Origin of the sequence: Vibrio fluvialis, assembly GCF_900460245.1 — a bacterium.
Classification (GTDB): domain Bacteria; phylum Pseudomonadota; class Gammaproteobacteria; order Enterobacterales; family Vibrionaceae; genus Vibrio; species Vibrio fluvialis.
In genome coordinates, this window is the sequence record NZ_UHIP01000001.1 from 2,186,065 (window position 1) to 2,211,638 (window position 25,574).

Sequence of the window (25,574 nt, forward strand, 5' to 3'; positions counted from 1 at the left end):
CTTAAGGAGCGTTTTTTTGTTTCAACTCTGTCACGATATTAGTGCGGAGAGATATTCGTCAGTGCCTGAACGTGCACCGTGATCTCTTCACGATCGTGGTAAAGATGCTTCGCCTGAAGACGGAACTTGACATGGTGCTCTTTGAGGAAGATTTTCAGGTTTTCGATGTCTTCCAACACTTCATCGTAGCGACCTTTCATTGGCAATTTCAGGTTGAAAATCGCCTCTTTCGCCCAGCCACTAATGATCCATTCGCCCATCAGTTGCGCCACGCGTGATGGCTTTTCAATCATGTCACACACCAGCCAGGTCACATTCTTACGCGGCGGCTCAAACTTAAAACCGTCTACCATGTGGTGTTTCACCTGACCGGTTTCCATCAGGCTTTCTGCCATCATGCCGTTATCAATCGCGTGCACGAACATCGAACGTTTCACCAACTGATATGTCCAGCCACCCGGACACGCGCCGAGATCCACCGCCCACATGCCAGACGCCAAACGGGTATCCCACTCTTCACGCGGAATAAACACGTGGAACGCTTCTTCCAGCTTCAGGGTTGAACGGCTTGGCGCATCAGCAGGAAACTTCAGGCGTGGAATGCCCATAAAGAACTGCGAATTGTTTGAACTCAGCGAGTAACCGGCAAAACAGTGGCCCGGCGCGACAAAGCACACGTGCAGCACTGGCTTTTTCGGATGCTCTTTCGCGAACAGTACCCCTTTGCCACGCAGTGCTTGGCGCAGCGGCACGGTAAACTTACGACAGAACTTGAGCAGCTCTTTGGCTTCGTTAGTATCCGGCGTTTCCACACGCAGATCGCCGCAGCGCGGAAAACCTTCAAATTCTGACAACTGCGTCAGAATAGGAGAAATACGGTCATCTTTTGGCAGTTCAGTGAACTCTGCCGCCACCGCAAACATCTGGCGAGCAAAAATCAAGGCCTGAAAATCCAGCTCTTTGATCAGCTTTTGCGCATCGCCTTCCTGATAGCACTCAAACAGCACATAGCCGCTGTTCTTCTGCATACGCGGGAAACCATACACTTCCAGTTGCGTGGCTTTGTCCTGAATCTCACCGGCGCACTCTTTTTCAAAACCTGCGCGGCAATAGAGCATGACTTGTTTCACTGCTTGACCTCTTTAATATTCATGGCCGCGAAGGTAAATAATCCCCAGCCGATCATAAACAGCAGACCGCCCATCGGCGTGATGGGACCAAACCATTTTGCACCCGTCAGTGCTAAGGCGTACAGGCTGCCGCTAAAACAAAAGATGCCGATGATAAAGCAAATCGCCGCGCGGCTAAAATAGTTTCGCGCTTTTTCTGTCAGTGACAGCTGCAGCAGAATACCGCAGACAATCAGCGCCGCCGCATGAATAAACTGATACTGCACACCCGTTTGAAACACCTCAAGCAGGTGTGGACTCAATTTGGCCTTCAGGCCGTGAGCTGCAAATGCGCCCAGTGCAACGGCAATCCCGGAAAACAGGCCACCCAAGGTAAGTAATGACTTACTTTTCATCGTACACCTCAATAATAAACTGACTTAATTTTTCCACCGCCAAGGCGATGTTTTGCGCTTCGGTATACCCTGAAGACTTGCGCGGTTTGAAACTGTGGTCGCCATCTGGTAGAAAAGCGAGAGAAACGTTTGGGCTGAATGAGAAAGTGGCACACTCCAACTGCGTACCAAACGTGTCACGTTCGCCTTGCAGGATCAGCGTGGGCTTGTCTACCTCCGCCAAATGGTCGCCTTTGAACTTTTCCGGCTTGCCCGGAGGGTGAAACGGAAAACCCAGACACGCGATGCCCGCCACTTGCGGATGGGCACTCAGTAGCGACGCCATTCGCCCGCCCATCGATTTGCCGCCGATCACCACCGAACCTGAGGCGTACTCCGCTATCACCGCTTCAAACGCTTCCAGCAGTTTCGGCGCACGATCCGGCGGACGGCGCTTGCCATCTTCCGCCCGTTTGACCATATACGGAAAGTTGAATCGCACCACGCGAATGCCACGTGCAGCCAAACCACTTGCCACCGCCGCCATAAAATCGTGATCCATATCGGCACCCGCACCGTGCGCAAAAATAAACGTCAGCGGGTTATGCTCGCCATCAATGCGTACTGGTGTCATGGAGTGTGCTGTCATCAAGTAAATCCTCTTGTTCGCGGCGGGCTTTTTTCAGCATCCAGTCGCGGAATGTCGCAATCCGCCCCATGTCCGCCTGCTTCTCATGGCACACCACGTAGAATGCGTTTTTGGTCATCAGAACTTCATCGAACGGTGCCACTAAGCGCCCCGCATCTAATTCAGGCTGCGCTAATACGTTGTTGCCCAACGCGACACCCTGCCCATGCGCCGCCGCCTGCAGCACCATGGTGGAGTGACTGAAAATCGGTCCGTGATTAACGTTTACGCTGTCGAGGCCGTTCTCTTTGGCAAACTGTTTCCAGTCTTTGCGCGAGGTATCGTGCAGCAATGTATGATGGGCCAAATCTTTTAATGTCGACAGCGGCTTGCTGCCCAGCAGTAGTGAAGGCGAACAGAGCGGGATCAGAAACTCCTGATACAACTTATCAGCGCGCAGCCCCGGCCAACTGCCACGGCCGTAGTAGATAGCGACGTCCACATCATCGGTCAACGAACCTTCTTCCATATCGACCGCTTTAATGCGCACATCGATATCCGGCTCTTGCTGGTTGAAGTCAGCCAGACGCGGCACCAGCCACTGAATAGCAAAACTCGGCGGCAGACTGATGGTCAGCGCGCCTTTTTCACTACGCTCCAACAATTTATCGGTCGCTTCTGCCAGCGAACCAAAGATGTCTTTGATATCGAGGAAATAGCTCTGCCCTTCTTCGGTGAGCAGCAGAGATCGGTTGCGACGGCGAAACAGTTTCAAACCGAGAAACTCTTCCAACGCTTTAATTTGATGACTCACCGCGGCCTGGGTAACAAACAGCTCCTCCGCCGCCCGGGTAAAACTCAGGTGGCGCGCTGCAGCTTCAAACACTTTCAGCGAGTTTAATGGTGGCAATCTTCTGGACATGAGGACACTCTGTAACAGATTAGTTTTTTTAATCTGAAACATTATAAATTGTCCGTTGCTAACCAGCCAGAGAAAATCTATATTTCACCCCGCAACGCGGGCCTGAACGGCTTGATTCTCTTTAGAATCAATGGGCTTAGTTGTTGCGATGTTGTGTTTGCAAACTCGATTTTCGAGTTAGGTAGATTTCTACCACCTGTTTTGTGCAGTTATCCCCTGCCGCAAAACATATACTTCCTGTATTTATTTTTTGACCTGTCTGTCAAATTATTTAGCACCGCCTCAGGGCGGTGTTTTTTTATGCCTGCGATTTGTGCCGTGACCTTGCTTCCAGTGTCGATAAACCCGCGCCTAGTGTGTAACAAAAGGTAAATAAATCTAATGCTGCGTCGAGGCGAAAAAAAACGCAAACCGACCAGCGATTTGCGTTTCTCTTTTATCTACCGACAGTGTTACGGGCGGTAAACTTTAATATTGTCGAAACCCTGTTCTTTCAGGTACAGCGCTTGCAGTCGGCTCATCACACCGCGTTCGCAGTACAACAGGTAAGTCTTAGACTGGTCCAGATCGCCAAACTGAGTCGCCAGTTTGTAGAACGGCAGGTGTTTGACTTCCACGCCTTCAAGCTCCAGCGGTTTCTCATCTTCTTCATCCGGACTACGGATATCCAGCACAACCGCGTGCTCCTGAACCGCCGTAACCAGCTCCACTTCCGGCGCTTGCTGCTGCGACTCTTTTTCGATGTCACGAATGTCCATCTGACGCGCGTCGTATATCACTTTATCCAGAATCGAGAAGTCGAACTTGGCTTCTTCCGCTTCCAGTTTAGCTTTGACGGCTTTCACGGTCGGACTCTTCGAGATCACGCCGCAATATTCCGGCATGGTCTTGGCAAAGTCTTCCGTACCGATCTCACGAGCCAGACTGATGATATCGTCTTTGTCCCAGTTGATCAGCGGACGCAGAATCAGCGTATCAGTTACATTATCGATGTGGCGCAGGTTAGTCAGAGTCTGACTGGATACCTGACCCAGCGCTTCACCCGTCACCAGTGCCTGAATGCCGAATTTCTCTGCAATCTGGCCTGCCGCACGCATGAACATGCGTTTTAGGATCACGCCCATCTGGCCATCGTCAACTTTCTCCAGAATTTCTGCCACCACAGGCTCGAAATCCACTGAGATAAAGCGCACTTTGGCTGAAGAACCGTATTTGTGCCACAGGTAGTAAGCCACCTGTTTTACGCCGATTTCGTGTGCCGGACCGCCCAGGTTGAAGAAGCAGTAATGCACTTTTGAACCACGTTTGATGTGCAGGTAGCTGGAGACACCCGAGTCAAAACCACCAGAAATCAGGCTCAGCACATCTTCCTGCGTACCCAGAGGGAAACCGCCTAAGCCTTTATGGCGGGCAATAACCTGATTCAGCAGACCATCGTTGATTTCCACATTAATGGTCACATCTGGATTTTTCAGACGCACTTTGGCGCTTTCTACCGCCTGGTTCAGGCCGCCGCCAACGTAACGTTCCAGCTCAATCGAAGTGAACTCATGCTTACCACGACGTTTAGCGCGCACCACGAAGGTTTTGCCTTCAATCAGATGACGGCTTTGCAGCAGCACTTGCTCGTAAATATCGTGCAGATCTTTGAATTCCGATTGCTTCACTTCCAGCACTTGTTGAATGCCCGGAGTGGTCTTCAGAATTTCCAGTGTTTCCGCAAAGAAATCACTGCTGTTCGCAGAAACTTCAATATGATCGCGACGGTTGAATACCGCCACACCAGTGGTACGACTCTTGATGATATTGCGAATATTGCTTTCAAGAATTTTAGTGAAGCGCTTACGCACCGATTCACTTTTAATGAAAATTTCTGGATGGGGCTTAACTATAAATTTCATAAGGTTATTCGCAATTTGATTTGAACATTCACTGGCAGGCACGACTGTGTGGCGCTCAGCACCGCTAAGGGGGCGGGATTATACACGATCTCTCGCCACAGAGAAAAGCTTATGAAAAAGGCAAGCGGGTTAGCTTGCCTTTGTGAGCGGACTCTATGTCGCGTTATTGGTTGGTCGCGGGCTGTGCCGATGGGACTTCATCGCTGTAGAGCGGCTCACCCTGCATGATGCTGATTTCTACTCGGCGGTTACGAGCGCGCTCGGCTTCAGTGTCGTTCGGCCCCAACGGGTCCGTATCGGCCATACCGCGTACTTGCAGGCGTTGGTGGTTGAAGCCTTTCACTTTTTCCATCTCCTGCGCCACCGACACCGCGCGCTGCGCAGACAAATCCCAGTTCGAACGATACAGCTCAGAATCAATACGCTGATTGTCTGTATGGCCAGACACTCGGACAATGCCCGGAACATCTTTGACCAAATCGGCAATCTGGCGTACCAGCGGACGGAATTTCGGTTGCAGGAAGGCGGAACCTTCAGGGAATGCGCCCTTCTCGCGAATTCGGATAACGATCTGCTGCCCAAGGTTTTCCACTTCAATCGCACCCTGCTCGATTTCTCGTTGCAGCGCTTTCTTAATGCTTTCCAGTACCGTTTCCATCTCTTCTGACATCGCCTGAGACTGCGCTTGCTGCTGTTGCTGCTGCGCTTCGGTGTTCTGGTTATTTTGCGTGGAAGTTTCCGGAGACTGACCACCGGTCAACTGGCCGGCATCACGCTGGGTGCCACCGGCACGATCAGAGTCACCTTCGTGAAACTCCAGCGTTTGCTGGGTGATGTCCATGGTTTGCTGCATGATGACATCAATCGGCGTCGGCTCAGGACGCCCGGGACGAAACTCCTGAGCGATGATGCTGGTCCCTTTCGGAATGTCTTTCACTTCGAGACGGTTTTGCACACCAAAGGCAAACTTCATTGAACCGGCGATCTGCTTGAACTTCAGTACGTCCATTTCCGAAAACGAAAGCAGCAGTACGAAGAAGCACATCAGGAGTGACATCAGGTCAGCAAAGGTCCCCAGCCAGGCCGGAAGCCCAGGAGGCGGACATTTGCACTTTTGCTCTTCCATCATTCACTCCGCTTATTCTTTGTCGACATCAAGCGCGCGCTTACCTTCATTGAGGTAGTTTTTCAGGTAGCTGTCAATCACACGCGGGTTCTGGCCATCCTGAATGGCCAACACGCCATCCATAATCAAACGGCGGTTGAGCGTTTCTTGTTCACGGCGCAGCGACAGTTTGTCGGCAATCGGGAAAAACACCATGTTAGAGAGAATCGCACCGTACAGCGTGGTCAACAAAGCCACCGCCATGGCCGGGCCAATCGATTTCGGGTCGTCCATGTTGGATAACATCGCCACCAGACCAACCAGTGTACCGATCATCCCCATCGCCGGAGCAACATCACCAAACGCGCGGAACACGCCCGTGCCGGCCTCATGACGTTCGTCGGTCAGGGCAATATCTTTTTGCAGCGTGGCACGCACCACATCGGCATCGTGGCCATCCACCAGCAGATCAATGCCTTTCTGCATAAAAGAGTTGGAGATCTCCATCTCTTCCAGAGCCAGAAAACCACCTTTACGCGCTGCGTCAGCCATTTCCACGATCTTCGCGATCAGGTCTTCTGGCTCATCGGCTTTAAACATGAACGCTTTGCCGGCAATTTTGGCGGCACCGAAGAACTGACCCATCGTAAATTTCATTAACACGACGAACAGCGAACCACCCACTACGATCAGAATAGAGGTGACATCGACGAACATCATAATGCTGCCGCCCAAGACCATCGCCATGACGACAAATGCTAAGCCACCAATCAGACCTATCAGCGTTGCTAAATCCACGAAGCGCTCCTCTGCTGTTCATTCGCGATTAGAGATTACTCTCGTTATCGGCAAGAGAATAAATTCTTTAACTTTTTTCTCAGGAAGTGTGGCACCATACCACGCTCTTCCCTGTCTGTGATGACAAGATTATTTATCATTGTTACGTCCGCACGTCCTCTATGTTGCTGAGTTATTGTTCATTTTCTCAGGATTGAGCGACGCTTTCGCCACTGCCACTCGTCTTGAGTCGACAATTTGCGCAAAAATCTGCTTGAAACGGCGGCACGCCCTACCGGGCAGTGATATGCTTTTCCCAGTGTATACTCAAATCCGGCTAAGATGCACCTGCGGGCAGCACAGAAATCCAAGCCAAGTTTCAGACTCCGGTGCCATTTTTGCTTTTCGGTCTCGGCATCCACTAAAAAGCGTTGTATTTCTGACAAAATTGCTTGGTTAAATTTGACCATCACAACGCCCTAAGGTAACTTTCGTGCATCTTTCCCAAGGCAAAATGATTATGGCGAGCAAGAAACCTGAAAACATGTCCTTCGAAGCAACCATTCAGGAGTTAGATGAACTGGTTGATCAACTGGAAAACGGTGATTTGGCGTTAGATGAAGCCCTCAAAAAATTTGAGCGCGGCATTGCTCTGGCTCGCTCCGGACAAACTAAGCTCGACGAAGCCGAACAGCGCGTCAGCATTCTGCTCAGCAACAGCGACGAAGCGCCGCTGAGTGACTTTACCGATTTGCCTGAATAAACGAAGACTAAAGAGTGCCCTATGATTGAGGCTCTATCCTCTTTTCAACAAAGAAATAATGAGCAGCTTGACCTGTGGTTAAACCGTCTGCCGAACCAGACTCTGCCGCTGATTGACGCGATGCGTTACGGTTTGCTGCTGGGCGGCAAACGCGCTCGTCCTTATCTGGTTTACATCACCGGACAAATGCTGGGCTGTGAGCCGAGTGATTTGGACACTCCCGCTTCCGCGATTGAGTGTATTCACGCCTACTCACTGATTCATGACGACTTACCCGCAATGGACGACGACGAGTTACGTCGCGGCAAACCAACCTGCCACATTAAGTTTGATGAAGCGACCGCAATTCTGACCGGTGATGCGATGCAAACGCTGGCGTTTACCATTCTCGCAGAAGGCTCACTGTCTGCCGCTGGTGAAGTGAACCGCGTAAAAATGATTCAGGCACTGGCAGAAGCGTCTGGCGCTCAGGGCATGTGTCTGGGTCAGGCATTAGATTTGGCGGCCGAGAACCGCATGGTGACACTGGAAGAGCTGGAAAACATCCACCGCAATAAAACCGGCGCACTGATGCGCTGCGCTATCCGCATGGGAGCGATGGCGGCGGGTCAGAAAGGGCTGGATGTGCTGCCTCATCTCGATAAGTACGCAGATGCGGTCGGTCTGGCTTTCCAGGTTCAGGATGACATTCTCGATATCATCAGTGACACCGAAACGTTGGGCAAACCACAAGGTTCTGATCAACAACTCAATAAAAGTACCTATCCGGCTCTATTAGGTCTGGAAGGAGCAATGAATAAAGCTCAGGCGCTGCTTGAAGAAGCGCTTCAGGCACTGGAAGCGATTCCGTACAATACTGAGCATCTTGAAGAGTTCGCCCGATACGTCATCGAGCGCAAAAATTAACACTATAAGCGCGCATAACTATGACTCTTGATATTTCAAAATATCCGACACTGGCTCTGGCAAATACGCCGGATGAATTACGCAGCATGCCAAAAGAAGTGCTGCCGACGCTTTGTGATGAACTGAGAACCTATCTGCTGAACTCAGTCAGCCAATCCAGCGGTCATTTGGCTTCTGGCCTGGGCACTGTTGAGCTCACTGTTGCTTTGCATTACGTCTATAACACCCCATTTGACCAACTGATCTGGGACGTCGGCCATCAGGCTTACCCGCATAAAATTCTGACTGGCCGCCGTGAGCAGATGCCAACTATTCGTCAGAAAGGCGGCCTGCACCCGTTCCCTTGGCGTGAAGAGAGCGAATACGACACCTTGTCTGTTGGTCACTCGTCGACCTCAATCAGTGCGGCGCTGGGTATGGCCATTTGCGCAGGCAAAGAAGGCCAGAACCGTAAAGTGGTCAGCGTGATTGGCGACGGTGCGATTACCGCAGGTATGGCGTTTGAGGCGATGAACCACGCCGGCGACGTCCATCCAGACATGCTGGTGATTCTGAACGACAACGAAATGTCGATTTCAGAAAACGTGGGCGCACTGAACAACCATCTGGCGCAGCTGCTGTCCGGTAATCTCTATACCTCGATTCGTGAAGGCGGCAAGAAAGTGCTGTCTGGCGTTCCGCCAATCAAAGAACTGGTTCGCCGCACCGAAGAGCATCTCAAAGGTATGGTGGTGCCGGGCACTCTGTTTGAAGAGCTGGGCTTTAATTACATCGGCCCGGTTGATGGCCATGACGTTCTGGAACTGACCAAAACGCTGAAAAACATGCGTGAACTGAAAGGTCCGCAGTTCCTGCACGTGATGACCAAAAAAGGTAAAGGCTATGAGCCGGCGGAGAAAGATCCGATTGGCTACCATGGCGTACCGAAATTCGATCCGAGCCACGACTCACTGCCCAAAAGCACCAGTACTAAGCCGACTTTCTCGAAAATTTTTGGTGACTTTTTGTGTGACATGGCCGCACAGGATCCTAAGCTGATGGCGATCACGCCGGCAATGCGCGAAGGCTCCGGTATGGTGCGTTTCTCGAAAGAGTACCCATCACAATACTTTGATGTGGCGATTGCAGAACAGCACGCGGTAACGCTGGCAACTGGTATGGCGATCGCGGGTCATCAACCGATTGTGGCGATTTACTCCACCTTCCTGCAGCGTGGTTACGATCAACTGATCCACGATGTCGCGATCATGGACCTGCCAGTGATGTTTGCGATTGACCGTGCCGGTCTTGTCGGTGCGGACGGTCAGACTCACCAGGGTGCGTTTGACCTCAGCTTTATGCGCTGTATTCCGAACATGGTGATCATGGCACCGGCGGACGAAAATGAGTGTCGTCAGATGCTCTACACCGGCCACCAGCACCAAGGGCCAAGCGCTGTGCGTTACCCACGCGGTAACGGGATGGGGGTGACGATTGAAAGTGACTTCACGGCTCTGGAAATCGGCAAAGGCCGCATCATGCGCGAAGGTGAGAAAGTGGCGATTTTAAGTTTCGGTACTCTGCTGCCATACGCACTCGAAGCGGCGCAAGCACTCAACGCTACGGTGGCTGACATGCGTTTTGTCAAACCACTTGATGAAGCCCTGATTAGCGAACTGGCCAACACGCACGATGTGTTAGTGACGCTGGAAGAGAACGTGGTCGCTGGCGGCGCTGGCGCGGGTGTGGTGGAATTTATGATGAAACATAAACTCATCAAGCCAGTCCTCAATCTGGGTCTGCCAGATCGGTTTATTGCTCAGGGCACGCAAGAAGAGATGCACCACGAGCTGGGACTGGATGCGGCTGGCATTGAACGCGCGGTTCGTGACTACCTCGCCAAATAATGCGTCGGTGCACCAAATTGAAAAAGCCTTCTCAGTGAGAAGGCTTTTTTGTGTTGACTGGTCAGAGAATCAGACCGCAGGCTGAGGCTCATTCCACGCAAACTGCGCAAACAGGCGCTGCCAGATTGGGTCAAACCCGGCTCGCAGCACCAGCTCCTGTTCCGTGTAAGGATGGATAAAACGCAGCTCGCTGGCATGCAACATCAGACGCTGCGCGTCATACACCTCACGATACAGACGGTTGTGTTTGCCATCGCCGTGAGTAGTATCACCGACAATCGGATGACGCAGATGCGCCATGTGGCGACGCAATTGATGTTTACGTCCGGTTTTGGGTTTCATTTCCATCAGGCAGTAACGCGTAGTGGGAAACTTGCCCGTCGAATGCGGCACTTCGACTTTGGCCAATGGCTGATACGCCGTCACTGCTGACTGTGGCTCTTTATCCTGCTTGGCAAACTTGTCGGCGATTTTATCCAGCTCTTCTTTAAGCGGATAATCAAGTACATCCCCCTCTTCAATCCAGCCGCGCACGATCGCATGATAGGTTTTTTCCATCTCATGATTGGCAAACATCGGCATCATGTTGGCGGCAATCTCACTGGACAGTGCAAACACCAATACCCCGGAGGTCGGGCGATCGAGACGGTGCAACGGAAACACATGCTGACCAATCTGATCGCGCAGCGTCTGCATCACGAAATGGGTTTCATGCTTATCGAGCCAACTGCGATGCACCAACATGCCCGCTGGCTTGTTGACAGCCACGATGTACTCGTCCTGATAAATGATTTCCAGCATTACTGACACACCTTATCGATTCGATTTAAGACCAGCATCACCGTTGCAAATTCCTCGCGTTCTTTCCACACTTCTTCAAAATAGGGTGACAACAAAAAGCCGCTCGGCAAGGTCATCTGCTGCTCTATCATCTGCTGCATACGTGGTAGAAAAATCCACTGCAGCCACTCATGCGGCTCAAGTGTATCCAGCGCGAAAGGTTGCGTGCTTTGCAACGCATGCTCAGCGGGTGCAGCGGTTTGCCAGACACCAGATTGACGAAGTTCGTCTTCCAGTTGCTGCAATAACACGAAAAGTGTGGCGGCGGTCATTAATCTTTACTTCCTGGCCTTGAATTAGCGGCGAATGATACCATCTATTGAACAAAGAAAGTTAGGACCAATTTGCTCCCATGGATACCATTCATACTCTCAGCGCCCTGCTGAAAAACAGCGGCTGTCACTATCAGGTGTTTGACTTAGGCCGCCGCATTCAAGCCATTGATGTGGCTCAATTTGAACAGGTTGAACTCGGCTACCAGCCCTACCCTTATCCGCTGAAACGCACGGCGCATTTGGCCATTGTGTACTGGAACGAATCCAAACAGCCTTGGATCTGGTTTCTGAAATTCACGCTGGATGAGCGAGGATTACTGGCTCAGGCCGATGTCGGCCAGTTCATCAAATACGTGATTGAAGCCATGGGGACGCGCCTGAATCAGGAACTAAGCGACGAACAGCAACAAAAGCTGGCCAACAACCCTTACACGTTCAAACCCGCCGAAGACAAAATGGCCGTGTTCCACAGCCAGATCCGCGCCAATCTCGGCCTGCCATGCAGTCAGTATTATGAACACGCGCAGCACTACTTCGGCGGTGGCTTAGGCTGGGACAACTGGCAAACCGTTGGCCTGCAGGGAATCACGGACATCTGTGCCCGTCTGGGTCAGGAGCAAAATGGCGTCACGCTGCGTAAAGCGCTCCATCACCTTCCGGCTCAGCCGTTATACGCCTTGCTCGGCGCACTGGAACACATCCAATTGCCTGAGAAACTGGCCGCGCGAATTAAAGAGCTTGCTGATGCCGAGATGAACGCGCAAGAGCCGGATCTGTTTTTGCTTTCAGCGCTGGTGCGAGCCCTGTCCGGCGCGCCGGCTGCGATACAAAGTGACGTATTGGATACGGTGTTAAGCAGCCCGCGTCTGAGCCATCCGGAAGTGCTGATTGGTATTGCGGGTCGCAGCTGGTCAATGCTCAGCGACAGCGGTCGCGCACAGCGCTTTTTGCTGCGTTTGGCGCAAAGCGGTAATCAGTCGCTGTTCAACCAGCTGTTTGCCGATTTAGTCATGCTGCCAGAACTGCGTATGGTACTGCTGCCGCTATTGCATACCAGCCCGTCACCAGAACTGGCGCAAGCACTGCTGAACCTGCAACAATCGACGAAAGGGTAAAGCGAATGATTGGCGACCTGCTCACTATCCTGCTGTTTTGCCTGGTGTGTTTTGCCTTCTGGCAGCAGCGTCGTCAGTCTGAACTGGCCAAGGCCCGAATCGCACGTAAGTGTGATGAACTGGATTTACAACTGCTCAGCGTGTCGTTTGGGCGCCATAAATGGAAAACGCCAGACAATCGCTGGCGTTGGCATACGGTGTACTATTTTGAGTTTTCAGCCCTCGGTGACGACTGTTATCAGGGCCATCTGATCATGCGCGGCTTTACGCCGCAGGCATTCCATGTGCCACCGCATCGAATGGTGTAGCCGTTTCCTCTTTCAACCAGGCAAATTCGTAATACGGGCCAAACACATCTTCGTTGGTCCCCAGCAGATGAAAACCAAGCTTGTGAAGAATCGCTATCGAGGCGTAATGTTGCAGGTTGGCCGTCGCGACCACTTTTTCCAACCCGAGGCGTTGACACATCTTAGGAAAAAACGCCAGCAGCGCTTCGCTTGCCAGTCCTTGTCCCCAATATGCTTTATCGAAGATATAACCCAGCTCTGCATGGCCGTCTTCAACCTCGACAAACACATGTCCCATGTATTCACGATTGTAGTTGTCGAGCACCGCCATCGCATGCAGGGAAGGATCGTGCAGCACACGTTGAAAGAGTTGTTTTGCGGAGGCGACCGTTTTCGGGCCGTTCATTTGCGCGCGGTTTTTCGCACAGCAGTTGAGCATCAAAAAATCAGACTCAAATGATTCTGTGTAAGGAATAACAAGCGTTCTGCGTGTCACTATTGTCACGGACAATCCTTGTTTACAACAATTCCGAATGACCAAAAGGCCCTTTCCTAAGCACAGGAAAGAAGCCGAAAATTAAACCAACTGGGACGATATATCATTGATCTGGGTTGCGATTTATTTGTTATTTTACAAATTTATTAGCAGTAATCGCATCCTGTGAGCGCTGGACGCCAGGCAACCTGAAGAAGCCACGCATTGGGAGATTAAGAAAAGCCCCGATGCGCTGGGCATCGGGGCTTAAGTCTTACTCGCAGCAGTCCGGCTACTGATGATTGCTCCATGCATCATCCATAATAGTGACAGAATCCTTCTGCCTCTTCCTCGCATCGCCGTCCTAGCGGTGTCCGTTATTCCCTATTGCTAACACATCCCGGTTAGCGCACATCACTTGTTCCCTGAGCGGTGTCCTTGCCATCATCCTGATGGTGTTCCGACCTCATCCCGAGGTGTCCTGTGCATTCCTTGCCAGTTTACTCCGTGTAAACTGTCGATTCCGTTCGAAATCCTGTCTTCCGTGTGGCGATGTATCCGTTATCGCCATTTTCATCCTGAAGCCACCGTCCAGTGGTGAATCCAAATCCGTGTCAGTTCCCTTCCGACAGGGTTCAATTTACGCTGCTGCGCTTTTTTCGCAATGCCCGCTAAATAATTATTTTTGACCACAATTCAGACAATTAACAAAAAACATTTAAAATCATTAATTTAAATCGATTACATAGTGAATTTCCTGCAACAAAAATCCGTTCTCTTACACGTTTTGTGCGAGATCTCTTACAAAGCATTCCCTCTTTTGCTATCACTGAAATATCAGTAAGATAGACCCAGTCAAAGAAAAGGGACAAAAGATGCTCACTAAAGATATCACTCAGGAGCTGGAAGCTATTCTGACCAGCCTGCACAACGAAGGAAAAGAGCCCAGCGTAGCTCTGGTAAAAGCCCGTTTATCGACCTCGGTTCCGATGCCTGCGCTGATTACGGCGATTAAAAGCTGGAAAAGCGCCAACCGAGTACCAAAAATTGAGATTGCCGCCACATCGGCTAACGAAACTGATCGCATCAGCGTATTGGAACAACAGGTCGCCGATTTAACGCAGCGTTTGCAGGCACTGGAAGCAAAATTGGCAGGTCACGCATGATGAAGTTATGGGTTGATGCGGATGCGTGCCCGAAAGTGATTCGTGAAACTCTGGTCCGCGCCGCTGAGCGTACCGGTATTGAATGCATTTTTGTTGCCAACCACCTGGTGCCGGTCCCTAAACGCGATAACATCCGTAGCCTGCAAGTCGCCAGTGGGTTTGATGTGGCGGACAACGAAATCGTGCAGCGCGTAGCCGCCGGCGATCTGGTGATCACCTCGGATATTCCGCTGGCCGATGAAGTGATTGCCAAAGGCGCTCTGGCGCTCAGCCCACGCGGAGAGCTCTACACCACGGAAACCATCAAAGCGCGCCTGAATATCCGCGACTTTATGGATACCATGCGCGCGAGCGGCATTCAGACTGGCGGCCCTTCTGCACTCTCGCAGACCGAACGTCGTGAATTTGCCAATCACCTTGATCGCATTCTGGCTAAATTCCAGCAAAACCGACGCCCATAAAAAAACCTGCGCTAAGCGCAGGTTTTTCATTGTTCAACAGCATTTGATGCTTATGGCGTGTAGTACGTTGCCGCGCCAGGACCAACAGGCAGGCCAAAGACAAATACCCACACGTAGAACAGCAGGCTCCAACCAACAATGAACACCACCGAATACGGCAGCATGGTCGCGATCAGTGTACCAATGCCCAGATTCTTCATGTAGCGTGTGGCTACCGCCAGAATCAAGCCAAAGTAACTCATCATTGGCGTGATGATGTTCGTGGTCGAGTCACCGATACGGTACGCCGCCTGAATCACTTCTGGCGCATAGCCAACCAGCATCAGCATCGGAACGAAAATCGGTGCCGTAACCGCCCACTGAGCCGATGCCGAACCAATCATCAGGTTGATGAAACCACACATCAGAATGAAAGCGAAGAACAGCATCGGGCCAGTCAGACCAATGTTTTGCAGGAACTCAGCGCCCGCAACCGCAAACACCTGACCAAAGTTGGTCCATTTGAAGAACGCAACAAACTGGGCAGCAAAGAACACCAGGACGATGTACATGCCCATCGATGACATGGATTTTGCCATGGCATCAATCACGTCGCGGTCTGTTTTCATCGTGCCGACAATCTTGCCGTAGACAAAACCCGGAATCGCGAAGAAAACGAAGATGAACGCCACAATACTCTTCAGGAATGGAGAACCTGCGATCTGACCATCCGCCGAACGCAGAATGCCATCCGCCGGAACCACGGTCCAAGCCAACAAGGCACTCACAACAAGTACAGCCACACCCGCCCATTTGAGCGCTTTTTTCTCCAGCGCCGTCAGTGAGCCCATTTTGTCTTTCGACAGATCTTCAGAGGCTTCTTCGTCTTTGTATTCGCCCAGTTTCGGTTCAACGATTTTCTCGGTAACAAACGCACCCATCGCGGCGATAAAGAACGTCGACACGAACATGAAATACCAGTTCACCTCAGGACCAACAGTGTAGGTTGGGTCGATCATCTGCGCTGCGGTTTCGGTAATGCCCGAGAGCAGAGGATCCACAGTGCCGATCAGCAGGTTCGCAGAATATCCACCGGATACGCCGGCAAACGCCGCCGCCAGACCAGCCAGCGGATGGCGGCCCAGAGAATGGAACAGCATCGCTGCCAGTGGGATCAGAACCACGTAACCCAGCTCGGAAGCCGTGTTAGAGATAATGCCGGCGAACACAACCGTGATGGTCACCATGCGCTGAGAAGCGCCCATCACCAGACCACGCATCGCGGCAGACAGCAGACCCGAATATTCAGCAATCGCAACACCCAGCATGGCGACCAGAACAGTACCCAGCGGTGCAAAGCCGACAAAGTTTTTCACCAGATTGGTGACGATCAGTTGCAGACCTTCAGCATTGAGCAGGCTCACCACGTGAATCATACCGTCCGCGGCACGACCACTGGCGCCTTCCGGACGCGGATCCATCACAGACATATCAAAGTAACCGGCAATGCCGGAAGCCAGCAGGATCGCTAAGCAGAACAGGGCAAAAAGTGTAATGGGATGGGGTAAAAGGTTCCCCAAATACTCAACACCATCTAAGAAGCGGGTAAAAAAGGACTTTTTTGGTGCTGGTTGGTTTATTGAAGCAGATGAACTCATCTGTTCCCTCCTTGTAGTAATTCCTGAGCATATGTGACAGAAATGTCAAAAGCTGGCGCAGAGTACTTGAGGGAGGGAACAAATAAAAATCGAAAATGTTACAAATATTTTCAAAATCAGAATTATGTAACACCAATAACTTAATTATCAGATTAAAAAACCAACAACGTTACATAAGATAAAATAATACCTAACCAACCAAATATCAGTGGCAACAATTACTTATCGTTGAACCGCTTTGAACCTCGGATTAGTTTTGCAAATTACGTACAACCGCCCGCGACGCTTTACGATTTGACAATCTGGATGGCGTTTTTTTGCGCTTTTAAGTGAACTCAGTACCTTCATTTACTTCTCCTTTGCCCCAAAACGGGAAAAACGACGATTAAAGTTGGCCACACGACCTTCCTGCTGCATAACACGCTGTTTGCCGGTATAGAACGGATGCGACTTTGAAGAGACTTCAATCGTCACATAAGGGTACGTTTTCCCCTGCCATTCAATGGTGCGTTCGGTTTTCAACGTTGAACCAATAACAAAATAGTGATCAATACTGGTGTCATGAAATACCACTTCCCGATATTCCGGGTGAATACCTTCTCTCATTTGAGATCTCCTCTCTTAAATTGTTATGTTATAACGTTTTAAATAATAGTAATTCTCACCAATGCCGTTTTGCAAGCGATTTATGGGCAGGAATATGATATTTTTCGCCTATTCGTCATGACGCCAGCTAAGTCTTCATCGGAAACAAAGAGTTAGGATGGCGCATTGATCATTCCGATTTCATCATTGCTGATGAGGGTAAAGATTCGTCGTTCGCATCAGGGCGACAGTTTAAGTAGGAAACTATGCACACCATCGAACCGATTGCCGTTATCGAAAGTCCGTATAAAGAAAAGTTTGCCGTACCACGTCAGCCACGCTTAGTCCCGAGTGCGACCGCGCGGGTCAAACTACTGGGAGAAAGTAACTGCCAGGAAGCCGTGCGAGGCATCGAGCAGTTCAGCCACTTGTGGCTGCTATTTTTGTTTGATCAGAACCTGCAGGCTGGCTGGAAACCAACGGTTCGTCCGCCTCGCCTTGGTGGCAATGAGCGCATCGGTGTTCTGGCATCGCGCTCGACGTTTCGTCCGAATGGCATCGGAATGTCCGCGGTTGAATTACGTGGAGTCCGTAAACAGGGCGATCAGATCTATCTCGATCTGGGTAGTGTCGATCTGGTCGATGGCACGCCAATCATCGATATCAAACCCTACATTCCCTACTCCGATAGCATTGCTGATGCTCAGGGAGGCTACGCAGAAGCGGAACCCGAGCAAGCTGAAGTCACGTTTTCCGCAGCCGCACTCGAGACATTACAGCGCCTGCCAGATGGTCAGGTGCAACAGGCAGTCATTGGCGAAGTGCTGGCACAGGATCCGCGACCGGCGTATAAGAAAAACAAGCCGGATATGAAAGAATATGCGGTCAATTTGTACGATCTGAACGTCAAATTCATGGTCAACGGCAACTTAGTGACCGTCACCGCAATAGAACGCTTTTGACAAAAGCAATTGGCTGATATTATTAGCGGCTGATTTATTTTAGTCGCCACGTGCCACTTTACCTGCCTGTGATGCCGCCTTCATTGGTTGTGAACTCAGGGGAAAGTGTCGGCGATTCCTTAAAACTTTGAAAAACGGATACCTAAATGCGTACCAGTAAATATCTTCTTTCTACTCTGAAGGAGACTCCAAACGACGCAGAAGTTGTGAGCCATCAGCTCATGCTACGTGCGGGTATGATCCGTAAGCTAGCTTCAGGCCTATACACCTGGCTACCTACTGGTCTGCGCGTGCTGCGTAAAGTCGAAAACATCGTTCGTCAAGAAATCGATAATGCAGGTGCAATCGAAACTTTGATGCCCGTTGTTCAGCCGTTTGAACTATGGGAAGAGACAGGACGCAGCGAAAAGATGGGTCCTGAGCTGCTTCGCTTTACTGACCGTCACGTTCGTCCGTTTGTTCTTAGCCCGACTGCTGAAGAAGTGATCACTGCGCTGGTGCGCAATGAAGTGAGCTCATACAAGCAGCTGCCGCTGAACCTGTATCAGATTCAAACTAAGTTCCGTGATGAACGTCGCCCTCGTTTCGGTGTGATGCGTGCACGTGAATTCTCGATGATGGACGCATACAGCTTCGACATCGACAAAGATGGTCTGCAAAAATCTTATGATGCAATGCACGCCGCTTACTGCAAAGCGTTTGACCGTATGGGTCTGGACTATCGTCCAGTGCTGGCAGACAGCGGTGCCATTGGTGGTAACGGTTCACAAGAATTCCACGTACTGGCTGAAAGTGGTGAAGACCTGATCGTTTTCTCAACTGAGTCAGATTACGCAGCCAATATCGAAAAAGCAGAAGCGATTGCTCCTGCCGCAGAAGCCGCAGCGCCAACGCAGGAAATGACTCTGGTTGATACGCCAAACGCGAAAACCATCGCGGAACTGGTGGAGCAACACGGTCTGCCAATCGAGAAAACCATTAAAACTCTGTTTGTGAAAGCCTCTGACGAGATCGACGCGCCTATCGTTGCGCTGCTGGTCCGTGGCGATCACGAACTGAACGAAATCAAAGCAGAAAATCTGCCAGAAGTGGCATCGCCACTGGAAATGGCCGGCGAAGAAGAAATTCGCGCGCTGATCGGCGCAGGCCCTGGTTCTCTGGGTCCTGTTGGCCTGCAACTGCCATTCATCGTTGACCGCACTGTGGCCGTGATGAGTGATTTCGGCGCAGGCGCTAACATCGACGGCAAGCACTACTTCGGTATCAACTGGGGTCGTGACGTTGAACTGGGTAAAGTGGCAGACCTGCGTAACGTGGTAGAGGGCGATCCTAGCCCATGTGGCAAAGGTACCCTGATGCTAAAACGTGGTATCGAAGTGGGTCACATCTTCCAACTGGGTACCAACTACTCAGAGAAAATGAACTGTAGCGTTCTGGGTCCAGACGGCAAAAACGTCATTCTGGAAATGGGCTGTTACGGTATCGGTGTTTCTCGTGTGGTGGCCGCTGCCATTGAACAGAACAACGACCAGTACGGCATCATCTGGCCTGATGCAATTGCACCGTTCCAGGTTGCGATCGTACCGATGAACATGCACAAATCAGAGCGCGTTCAGCAAGCAGCAGAAAAACTGTACGCGGAATTGAGCGCTGCAGGTATCGACGTACTGTTTGATGACCGTAAAGAACGTCCGGGCGTAATGTTCTCTGACATGGAACTGATTGGTGTGCCACACACGATCGTTATTGGCGATCGCAGTATGGACGAAGGCAACTTCGAGTATAAAAACCGCCGCAGCGGTGAGAAGACTTCGATTGCCATCGACCAGATCGTTGAACACATCAAAGCACAAATGGCTTAATCGCCAACTGAGTTTGAAAGCTGCCTTCGGGCAGCTTTTTTTATGCAATTAATCCTCAGTTCATGTTGTGCTTCTTAGACTGTAAACACACTCAAGGAGGTGATTTATGGATCTGAAAGCATTACTCAATCAAGCACTTAATTCAGACTTGGTGCAGAAAGGCACTCAGCAGGCACAGTCACTCACCAAAGACAAAAGCCAACTCGCCACATTGGGTGCCGGCGCGCTCGGTGGCGGCTTACTGGGCATTCTGATGGGGTCGAGAAAAAGTAAGAAACTTGGCAAGAGTGCTTTGAAAATCGGCGGCGCTGCCGCTTTAGGCGCACTGGCATATAAGGTTTACAATGACTGGCAAGCCAAACAGCCCGCCTCTGCCCCACCCTCAGCCACCTTTGATGAGCACAATCCACGTCATGAGCTGTTAATTCTTAAGGCGATGATCGCCGCAGCCAAAGCGGATGGCCATGTCGATGAACAGGAAATGGCGCACATCAACCAAGCTGTGAATGAACTCGGAGCCGATGCCAGCGTGCAAACTCTGATCGAACAAGAACTGAAAAAGCCGCTCGATCCCACTGAAATCGCCCTTCTGGCTCAGACGCCAGCCCAAGCATCGGAGCTCTATCTCGCTTCCTTATTGATTGTCGATGAGCAGAACTTCATGGAAAAAGCTTATTTGCGTGAGCTTGGCAAACAGATGCGGCTGGATGATGCACTGATTGCTGAGCTCAATCAGCAGGTGCGCGGAGAATAATTCACCAGTTACACCATGAGTTTGCGCCAGCGCAAACCACAGTTTTGTCAGCGACTGGCTGTGTGTGTATATTGGACACAGATTCTATTTCGAGGACAAAACCATGCAAGTCTACGCGTGTTGTGAATTGGTGCGTGAACTTTACGCACAGATTGGCAGTGGTGACCAAGGGTACGTGCCGCAGGCGATTTCCTGCGCAGTGCGCGCACTCAATGATATCGCTGCTGACACCTCCCTCCCCAAGGAAACCCGTGAAAAAGCGGCGTTTGCGGCGGCCAACTTACTGATTTCTGATTTCGAGGACTGAACATGAATCTGGCGAACTTTGCCACCATGGATCCCGTGATGCTGATGAGCATTGTGAATATGAAGCTGCGTGACGATTTCGGCGGCGATCTCGACAAGCTGGTGGTTTACTTCGACATTGACCGTGCAGCGCTCGAAGCGCGTCTTGCTGCGGCAGGCTTTGAATTTCTGCCCCAAGTTGGCCAGTTCCGTTAATCGGCCTGCCCATCGACAGGAATAAAGTGCACACCCAACGGCCGAATGGCCGTTTTTTTGCCGCTTTGAAACCAACAGATAAAAAAAACGCAGACCCAGGTCTGCGCTTTTTCGTTGGATGGTTGATTAACCCAGATTCTTACGTGCGTTCTGGAACATACGCATCCAGGCACCATTTTCACCCCAGTTATCTGGGTGCCATGAGTTCGCCACCGTGCGGAATACACGCTCTGGGTGCGGCATCATGATGGTGACGCGGCCGTCTTTCGTTGTCAGACCGGTAATCGCATTTGGCGAACCGTTCGGGTTGTTCGGGTACTGCTGCGTCGGGTTACCGAAGTTATCCACGAAACGGACGGCAACCGTGCCTGATTGCTCAATCGCACTGAGGTGAGCTTCATCGCGAACTTCCACGCGACCTTCACCGTGAGAGACCGCAATCGGCATACGAGAGCCGGCCATGCCATCGAAGAACACAGAATCCGACTTCTGCACTTCAACCAGACTAAAGCGCGCTTCAAAACGCTCCGATTCGTTGCGCACGAAACGTGGCCACAAGTCTGCACCCGGGATCAGTTCTTTCAGGTTAGACAGCATTTGACAACCGTTACACACACCTAGCGAGAACGTGTCCTGACGGTTGAAGAACTGCTCGAACTGTTCGCGAGCCTGCACATTGAACAGCACCGATTTCGCCCAACCTTCACCTGCGCCCAGCACGTCACCGTAGGAGAAGCCACCACACGCGACCAGACCTTGGTACTCATCCAGTACCGCTTGACCGGTCAGAATGTCGCTCATGTGAATGTCGACTGCGTCAAAGCCCGCACGGTCAAACGCTGCCGCCATTTCAACGTGTGAGTTCACGCCCTGCTCACGCAGAATCGCCATCTTAGGCTTCGCGCCTTTTGCGATGTAAGGTGCCGCGACGTCTTGGTTGACATCAAAGCTCAATGACACGTTCAGACCTGGATCTGAGTTGTCTTTTTTCGCCGCAAATTCTTGATCGGCACACGCTGGGTTGTCGCGCATTGCTTGCATCTTGTGCGTCGTTTCGGCCCAGATGGTACGCATTTCGGTACGTGAACGCTGCAGAAGGACTTGTTCACCCGAAGTCACCACAAATGCATCTGATGCGTCAACTTCACCGATAACGTGTGAACAATCCGCCAGACCATTAGCCGCCAGCGTGGCCAATACCGCATTCAGTTCATCGTTCTTGACCTGAATTACCGCACCCAACTCTTCGTTGAACAGCGCTGCCAGTACATCGTCACCCAGCGTTTCAATGTTGGCTTTCACACCACAGTGACCCGCGAACGCCATTTCAGCCAGCGTGACAAACAGACCGCCATCGCCTTTATCGTGGTAAGCCACTAGTTTGTCGTTGCGAACCAGAGTTTGCATCGCATCGAAGAAGCCTTTCAGTTGCTCGGCATTGTCAACGTCAGCCGGCTTGTCACCCAACTGCTTGTAAACTTGCGCCAAGGCCGTCGCGCCCAGACGATTCTGACCGTTACCCAGATCCACCAGCACCAGAGACGTTTCACCCAGATCGGTACGCAGTTGTGGTGTGATGGTCTTACGCACATCTTCCACACGCGCAAACGCGGTGATGACAAGCGACAGCGGCGAGGTCACTTCTTTGTTTTCGCCGTTCTCGTTCCACTTGGTCTTCATCGACATCGAGTCTTTACCAACCGGAATGGTCAGGCCCAGCGCAGGACACAGCTCTTCACCCACCGCTTTCACCGCTTCGTACAGACCCGCATCTTCACCCGGGTGACCGGCAGGAGACATCCAGTTCGCTGACAGTTTGATGTGTTTGATATCGCCGATATCGGTTGCCGCGATGTTGGTCAGAGATTCACCCACCGCCAGGCGCGCCGATGCGCCGAAGTCAAGCAGAGCGACAGGAGTACGCTCGCCCATAGACATCGCTTCACCGTGGTAAGTGTCGTAGCTTGCTGCCGTTACCGCGCAGTTGGCCACTGGCACCTGCCAAGGACCAACCATTTGGTCACGAGCGACCAGACCCGTTACAGTGCGGTCACCGATGGTGATCAGGAAGGTTTTCTCAGCCACAGCCGGTAGACGCAGCACGCGATCCACAGCGTCATTGAGTTCGATACCGCTGCGATCAATCGCTGGGCTGGTCACTTTCAGCGTGGTCGCTTCACGGTGCATTTTCGGCGGCTTGCCAAGCAGAATGTCCATCGGCATGTCGATTGGCATGTTATCGAAGTGGCTGTCTTCCAGAGTCAGATGACGCTCTTCCGTTGCCACGCCCACGACTGCATAGGGTGCGCGCTCACGCTTACAGATGGCATCAAATGCCGCCATGTGCTCCGGCGCAACCGCCAGCACATAACGCTCTTGCGATTCGTTACACCAGATTTCCAGCGGGCTCATGCCCGGTTCATCGTTTGGCACGTCACGCAGCTGGAATTTACCGCCACGATCGCCATCGTTAACCAGCTCTGGCAGTGCGTTCGAGATACCGCCCGCGCCCACATCGTGGATAAACGCGATTGGGTTTGCATCGCCCAGCTGCCAGCAGCGGTCGATCACTTCCTGACAACGACGTTCCATCTCTGGGTTTTCACGTTGTACTGAAGCAAAATCCAAATCTTCTGCCGACTGACCCGACGCCATTGAAGACGCGGCGCCGCCGCCCAGACCGATGTTCATTGCCGGACCGCCCAACACGATCAGTTTTGCGCCAACCGGGATTTCTTTTTTCTGTACGTGTTCGTCACGAATGTTACCCATACCGCCAGCAATCATGATTGGCTTGTGGTAACCACGGATCTCTTCACCCGCGTGCGAGGTGACTTTCTCTTCATAAGTACGGAAGTAACCCAGCAGGTTTGGACGACCAAATTCGTTGTTGAATGCCGCGCCGCCCAGAGGACCTTCAATCATGATATCCAGCGCGCTCACAATGCGGCTTGGTTTACCAAAATCACTTTCCCAAGGCTGAACAAAGTCAGGGATGCGCAGGTTAGATACCGTAAAGCCCACCAGACCCGCTTTTGGCTTACCACCGATACCGGTTGCGCCTTCATCACGAATTTCACCACCGCTACCGGTTGACGCACCTGGCCAAGGCGAAATCGCCGTTGGGTGGTTGTGCGTTTCAACTTTCATCAGAATGTGGGCGTCTTCGTGGTGGTAGGTGTATTGACGTGAGTCCGGATCCGGGAAGAAACGGCCGACTTTCGAACCGGTCATTACCGCTGCGTTGTCTTTGTAGGCAGACAGCACGTGATCCGGCGTGGTTTCGAAGGTGTTCTTGATCATCTTGAACAGCGATTTATCCTGATCAACACCGTCGATAGTCCAATCCGCATTGAAAATTTTGTGACGGCAGTGCTCAGAGTTCGCCTGAGCAAACATCATCAGCTCAATGTCATTCGGGTTACGACCCAGCTTGATGAAGTTCTCGACCAAGTAATCAATTTCATCTTCCGCCAGAGCCAGACCTAGGGAAACGTTTGCTTCTTCCAGCGCAACTCGGCCGCCTGCCAGGATATCCACCTGAGTCATTGGCGCGGGTTCCGCCACGCTGAATAGCGCTTGTGCCGCGTCGAGTTCCGTGAACACGACTTCCATCATGCGATCGTGCAGCAAGGCCTTCAGAGTCGTTACCTGCTCTTGCGTCAGCGCCGCTTCGCTCTCAACGTAGTACGCCGTACCGCGTTCCAGACGTTTGATCGACGCCAGACCACAGTTGTGCGCAATATCCGTTGCTTTAGAAGACCAAGGAGAAATAGTGCCCGGACGAGGCGTCACCAGCAGGAGTAAACCCTGTGGCTCGTGTTCTTGAATGGTTGGACCGTAAGTCAGCAGCTTCTCTAACTTTTCCAGTTCCTGGCTGTCCAAGTCTGCTTTGAGGTCTGCAAAGTGCATGAACTCAGCATAGATGCCGGTTACAGGCAGGTTTTGTTCGCGACAAGTTTCAAGTAGTTTGCTTACACGAAACTCGGAAAGAGCTGGGGAGCCACGCAAAATTCTCATGTGCTTAGGTCTCTATATACAAGTGATTAAGATGTAATTGGAATAAATTCACTTAAATAACAGCACATTAGGCTATTAACGTTGAACTTATACCGATTTCACATCTCCATTGCGTGCGCATTATAGAGGATTTTTTTTTGTGACGTAACACCAAAAGCAACCGTTTGCGTCATTTTTTTCGTTAAATTTGAATTACAACCCATTTGGTCAAATGTTAGACGCCATTAGCAGCACCTGACCGC

At 51.5% G+C, this 25,574-nt stretch carries 26 protein-coding genes; 12 read left to right on the forward strand and 14 right to left on the reverse strand.

Annotated elements, in window-relative coordinates; all coding sequences use genetic code 11:
- Positions 1-38: 38 nt before the first annotated feature.
- The 7 genes from rlmM to pomA form a co-directional block, all read right to left on the reverse strand.
- Positions 39-1,130 (reverse strand): 23S rRNA (cytidine(2498)-2'-O)-methyltransferase RlmM, encoded by a 1,092-nt coding sequence (gene rlmM / locus DYA43_RS10285; RefSeq protein ID WP_020328085.1) that lies wholly within the window; start codon positions 1,128-1,130, stop codon positions 39-41.
- Positions 1,127-1,525 (reverse strand): DUF423 domain-containing protein, encoded by a 399-nt coding sequence (locus DYA43_RS10290; protein WP_020431373.1) that lies wholly within the window; start codon positions 1,523-1,525, stop codon positions 1,127-1,129. Before DYA43_RS10290 ends, rlmM begins: the two co-directional genes overlap by 4 nt.
- Complete coding sequence (locus DYA43_RS10295; protein WP_038127093.1) at positions 1,515-2,138, reverse strand: alpha/beta fold hydrolase; 624 nt, start codon at positions 2,136-2,138, stop codon at positions 1,515-1,517. The genes DYA43_RS10290 and DYA43_RS10295 overlap by 11 nt, the downstream gene beginning before the upstream one ends.
- On the reverse strand, positions 2,119-3,054 hold the full coding sequence (locus DYA43_RS10300) for a transcriptional regulator GcvA (protein WP_020328088.1): 936 nt from the start codon (positions 3,052-3,054) through the stop codon (positions 2,119-2,121). The genes DYA43_RS10295 and DYA43_RS10300 overlap by 20 nt, the downstream gene beginning before the upstream one ends.
- Positions 3,055-3,506: 452 nt before the next feature.
- The gene (thiI, locus tag DYA43_RS10305; protein ID WP_020328089.1) at positions 3,507-4,955 is read right to left on the reverse strand and encodes a tRNA uracil 4-sulfurtransferase ThiI; all 1,449 of its coding nucleotides are present in this window, start codon (positions 4,953-4,955) and stop codon (positions 3,507-3,509) included.
- A gap of 163 nt (positions 4,956-5,118) precedes the next feature.
- Positions 5,119-6,084: a flagellar motor protein MotB gene (locus DYA43_RS10310; protein WP_024374629.1), complete on the reverse strand. Its 966-nt coding sequence runs from the start codon at positions 6,082-6,084 to the stop codon at positions 5,119-5,121.
- A gap of 9 nt (positions 6,085-6,093) precedes the next feature.
- Complete coding sequence (pomA, locus tag DYA43_RS10315) at positions 6,094-6,858, reverse strand: flagellar motor protein PomA (protein ID WP_020328091.1); 765 nt, start codon at positions 6,856-6,858, stop codon at positions 6,094-6,096.
- Positions 6,859-7,357: 499 nt separating this feature from the next.
- Here pomA and xseB point away from each other — a divergent pair, with 499 nt between their 5' ends.
- Genes xseB through dxs form a run of 3 tightly spaced genes read left to right on the forward strand, consistent with a single transcriptional unit; the run spans position 7,358 to position 10,392 of the window.
- Positions 7,358-7,600, forward strand: a complete 243-nt coding sequence (gene xseB, locus DYA43_RS10320; RefSeq protein ID WP_024374628.1) for an exodeoxyribonuclease VII small subunit — start codon at positions 7,358-7,360, stop codon at positions 7,598-7,600.
- Between the two features lie 21 nt (positions 7,601-7,621).
- Positions 7,622-8,506 carry a (2E,6E)-farnesyl diphosphate synthase gene (gene ispA, locus DYA43_RS10325; protein WP_047463088.1) on the forward strand — a complete coding sequence of 295 codons (885 nt, stop codon included), beginning with the start codon at positions 7,622-7,624 and terminating at the stop codon, positions 8,504-8,506.
- A gap of 20 nt (positions 8,507-8,526) precedes the next feature.
- On the forward strand, positions 8,527-10,392 hold the full coding sequence (gene dxs, locus DYA43_RS10330) for a 1-deoxy-D-xylulose-5-phosphate synthase (protein ID WP_055452215.1): 1,866 nt from the start codon (positions 8,527-8,529) through the stop codon (positions 10,390-10,392).
- 69 nt (positions 10,393-10,461) lie between these two features.
- Here dxs and truC read toward each other — a convergent pair whose 3' ends face one another.
- The gene (truC, locus tag DYA43_RS10335) at positions 10,462-11,193 is read right to left on the reverse strand and encodes a tRNA pseudouridine(65) synthase TruC (RefSeq protein ID WP_061056770.1); all 732 of its coding nucleotides are present in this window, start codon (positions 11,191-11,193) and stop codon (positions 10,462-10,464) included.
- Complete coding sequence (locus tag DYA43_RS10340; RefSeq protein ID WP_061056771.1) at positions 11,193-11,504, reverse strand: YqcC family protein; 312 nt, start codon at positions 11,502-11,504, stop codon at positions 11,193-11,195. Before DYA43_RS10340 ends, truC begins: the two co-directional genes overlap by 1 nt.
- Before the next feature lie 80 nt (positions 11,505-11,584).
- Between DYA43_RS10340 and DYA43_RS10345 the strand changes: the two genes are divergently transcribed.
- Complete coding sequence (locus DYA43_RS10345; protein ID WP_020328097.1) at positions 11,585-12,622, forward strand: DUF3549 family protein; 1,038 nt, start codon at positions 11,585-11,587, stop codon at positions 12,620-12,622.
- A gap of 5 nt (positions 12,623-12,627) precedes the next feature.
- The gene (locus tag DYA43_RS10350) at positions 12,628-12,930 is read left to right on the forward strand and encodes a DUF3301 domain-containing protein (RefSeq protein WP_020328098.1); all 303 of its coding nucleotides are present in this window, start codon (positions 12,628-12,630) and stop codon (positions 12,928-12,930) included.
- On the opposite strand, the gene DYA43_RS10355 is transcribed toward DYA43_RS10350, so the two are convergent.
- Complete coding sequence (locus DYA43_RS10355) at positions 12,887-13,414, reverse strand: GNAT family N-acetyltransferase (protein WP_020328099.1); 528 nt, start codon at positions 13,412-13,414, stop codon at positions 12,887-12,889. The two genes, DYA43_RS10350 and DYA43_RS10355, sit on opposite strands and share 44 nt — an antisense overlap.
- Positions 13,415-14,259: 845 nt before the next feature.
- Between DYA43_RS10355 and DYA43_RS10360 the strand changes: the two genes are divergently transcribed.
- Together DYA43_RS10360 and DYA43_RS10365 are read left to right on the forward strand one after the other, a co-directional pair.
- The gene (locus tag DYA43_RS10360; protein ID WP_020328101.1) at positions 14,260-14,550 is read left to right on the forward strand and encodes a hypothetical protein; all 291 of its coding nucleotides are present in this window, start codon (positions 14,260-14,262) and stop codon (positions 14,548-14,550) included.
- Entirely contained in the window at positions 14,550-15,011 is a 462-nt protein-coding gene (locus tag DYA43_RS10365) for a YaiI/YqxD family protein (RefSeq protein ID WP_024374112.1), read from the forward strand. Before DYA43_RS10360 ends, DYA43_RS10365 begins: the two co-directional genes overlap by 1 nt.
- 50 nt (positions 15,012-15,061) lie before the next feature.
- Here DYA43_RS10365 and DYA43_RS10370 read toward each other — a convergent pair whose 3' ends face one another.
- From DYA43_RS10370 to DYA43_RS10380, 3 genes are all read right to left on the reverse strand, one after another.
- Positions 15,062-16,648, reverse strand: coding sequence for an AbgT family transporter (locus DYA43_RS10370; RefSeq protein ID WP_020328103.1), 1,587 nt, complete (start codon positions 16,646-16,648; stop codon positions 15,062-15,064).
- A 222-nt stretch (positions 16,649-16,870) separates the two neighbouring features.
- Positions 16,871-16,996, reverse strand: a complete 126-nt coding sequence (ykgO, locus tag DYA43_RS10375; protein ID WP_080650550.1) for a type B 50S ribosomal protein L36 — start codon at positions 16,994-16,996, stop codon at positions 16,871-16,873.
- The gene (locus DYA43_RS10380; RefSeq protein ID WP_020431392.1) at positions 16,997-17,254 is read right to left on the reverse strand and encodes a type B 50S ribosomal protein L31; all 258 of its coding nucleotides are present in this window, start codon (positions 17,252-17,254) and stop codon (positions 16,997-16,999) included. It lies immediately after the preceding gene.
- Positions 17,255-17,499: 245 nt separating this feature from the next.
- Here DYA43_RS10380 and tsaA point away from each other — a divergent pair, with 245 nt between their 5' ends.
- From tsaA to DYA43_RS10405, 5 genes are all read left to right on the forward strand, one after another.
- On the forward strand, positions 17,500-18,195 hold the full coding sequence (gene tsaA / locus DYA43_RS10385; RefSeq protein ID WP_061056772.1) for a tRNA (N6-threonylcarbamoyladenosine(37)-N6)-methyltransferase TrmO: 696 nt from the start codon (positions 17,500-17,502) through the stop codon (positions 18,193-18,195).
- Positions 18,196-18,341: 146 nt separating this feature from the next.
- Positions 18,342-20,057: a proline--tRNA ligase gene (locus DYA43_RS10390; RefSeq protein WP_020328106.1), complete on the forward strand. Its 1,716-nt coding sequence runs from the start codon at positions 18,342-18,344 to the stop codon at positions 20,055-20,057.
- 106 nt (positions 20,058-20,163) lie between these two features.
- Positions 20,164-20,811 carry a tellurite resistance TerB family protein gene (locus DYA43_RS10395; RefSeq protein ID WP_061056773.1) on the forward strand — a complete coding sequence of 216 codons (648 nt, stop codon included), beginning with the start codon at positions 20,164-20,166 and terminating at the stop codon, positions 20,809-20,811.
- Positions 20,812-20,914: 103 nt separating this feature from the next.
- Positions 20,915-21,118 (forward strand): YaeP family protein, encoded by a 204-nt coding sequence (locus tag DYA43_RS10400; protein ID WP_020431399.1) that lies wholly within the window; start codon positions 20,915-20,917, stop codon positions 21,116-21,118.
- A gap of 2 nt (positions 21,119-21,120) precedes the next feature.
- Positions 21,121-21,312 (forward strand): DUF4250 domain-containing protein, encoded by a 192-nt coding sequence (locus DYA43_RS10405; RefSeq protein WP_020328109.1) that lies wholly within the window; start codon positions 21,121-21,123, stop codon positions 21,310-21,312.
- A gap of 126 nt (positions 21,313-21,438) precedes the next feature.
- Here DYA43_RS10405 and purL read toward each other — a convergent pair whose 3' ends face one another.
- Entirely contained in the window at positions 21,439-25,332 is a 3,894-nt protein-coding gene (gene purL / locus DYA43_RS10410; protein ID WP_061056774.1) for a phosphoribosylformylglycinamidine synthase, read from the reverse strand.
- Between the last annotated feature and the right edge of the window lie 242 nt (positions 25,333-25,574).

Bases quoted from the DNA above. Each gene is read 5' to 3' on its own strand.
- DYA43_RS10290 (WP_020431373.1), bottom strand. From the start codon at position 1,525: ATGAAAAGTAAGTCATTACTTACCTTGGGTGGCCTGTTTTCCGGGATT.
- DYA43_RS10295 (WP_038127093.1), bottom strand. From the start codon at position 2,138: ATGACACCAGTACGCATTGATGGCGAGCATAACCCGCTGACGTTTATT.
- DYA43_RS10300 (WP_020328088.1), bottom strand. From the start codon at position 3,054: ATGTCCAGAAGATTGCCACCATTAAACTCGCTGAAAGTGTTTGAAGCT.
- thiI (WP_020328089.1), bottom strand. From the start codon at position 4,955: ATGAAATTTATAGTTAAGCCCCATCCAGAAATTTTCATTAAAAGTGAA.
- DYA43_RS10310 (WP_024374629.1), bottom strand. From the start codon at position 6,084: ATGATGGAAGAGCAAAAGTGCAAATGTCCGCCTCCTGGGCTTCCGGCC.
- xseB (WP_024374628.1), top strand. From the start codon at position 7,358: ATGGCGAGCAAGAAACCTGAAAACATGTCCTTCGAAGCAACCATTCAG.
- ispA (WP_047463088.1), top strand. From the start codon at position 7,622: ATGATTGAGGCTCTATCCTCTTTTCAACAAAGAAATAATGAGCAGCTT.
- dxs (WP_055452215.1), top strand. From the start codon at position 8,527: ATGACTCTTGATATTTCAAAATATCCGACACTGGCTCTGGCAAATACG.
- truC (WP_061056770.1), bottom strand. From the start codon at position 11,193: ATGCTGGAAATCATTTATCAGGACGAGTACATCGTGGCTGTCAACAAG.
- DYA43_RS10340 (WP_061056771.1), bottom strand. From the start codon at position 11,504: ATGACCGCCGCCACACTTTTCGTGTTATTGCAGCAACTGGAAGACGAA.
- DYA43_RS10345 (WP_020328097.1), top strand. From the start codon at position 11,585: ATGGATACCATTCATACTCTCAGCGCCCTGCTGAAAAACAGCGGCTGT.
- DYA43_RS10350 (WP_020328098.1), top strand. From the start codon at position 12,628: ATGATTGGCGACCTGCTCACTATCCTGCTGTTTTGCCTGGTGTGTTTT.
- DYA43_RS10360 (WP_020328101.1), top strand. From the start codon at position 14,260: ATGCTCACTAAAGATATCACTCAGGAGCTGGAAGCTATTCTGACCAGC.
- DYA43_RS10365 (WP_024374112.1), top strand. From the start codon at position 14,550: ATGAAGTTATGGGTTGATGCGGATGCGTGCCCGAAAGTGATTCGTGAA.
- DYA43_RS10370 (WP_020328103.1), bottom strand. From the start codon at position 16,648: ATGAGTTCATCTGCTTCAATAAACCAACCAGCACCAAAAAAGTCCTTT.
- ykgO (WP_080650550.1), bottom strand. From the start codon at position 16,996: ATGAAGGTACTGAGTTCACTTAAAAGCGCAAAAAAACGCCATCCAGAT.
- DYA43_RS10380 (WP_020431392.1), bottom strand. From the start codon at position 17,254: ATGAGAGAAGGTATTCACCCGGAATATCGGGAAGTGGTATTTCATGAC.
- tsaA (WP_061056772.1), top strand. From the start codon at position 17,500: ATGCACACCATCGAACCGATTGCCGTTATCGAAAGTCCGTATAAAGAA.
- DYA43_RS10390 (WP_020328106.1), top strand. From the start codon at position 18,342: ATGCGTACCAGTAAATATCTTCTTTCTACTCTGAAGGAGACTCCAAAC.
- DYA43_RS10395 (WP_061056773.1), top strand. From the start codon at position 20,164: ATGGATCTGAAAGCATTACTCAATCAAGCACTTAATTCAGACTTGGTG.
- DYA43_RS10400 (WP_020431399.1), top strand. From the start codon at position 20,915: ATGCAAGTCTACGCGTGTTGTGAATTGGTGCGTGAACTTTACGCACAG.
- DYA43_RS10405 (WP_020328109.1), top strand. From the start codon at position 21,121: ATGAATCTGGCGAACTTTGCCACCATGGATCCCGTGATGCTGATGAGC.
- purL (WP_061056774.1), bottom strand. From the start codon at position 25,332: ATGAGAATTTTGCGTGGCTCCCCAGCTCTTTCCGAGTTTCGTGTAAGC.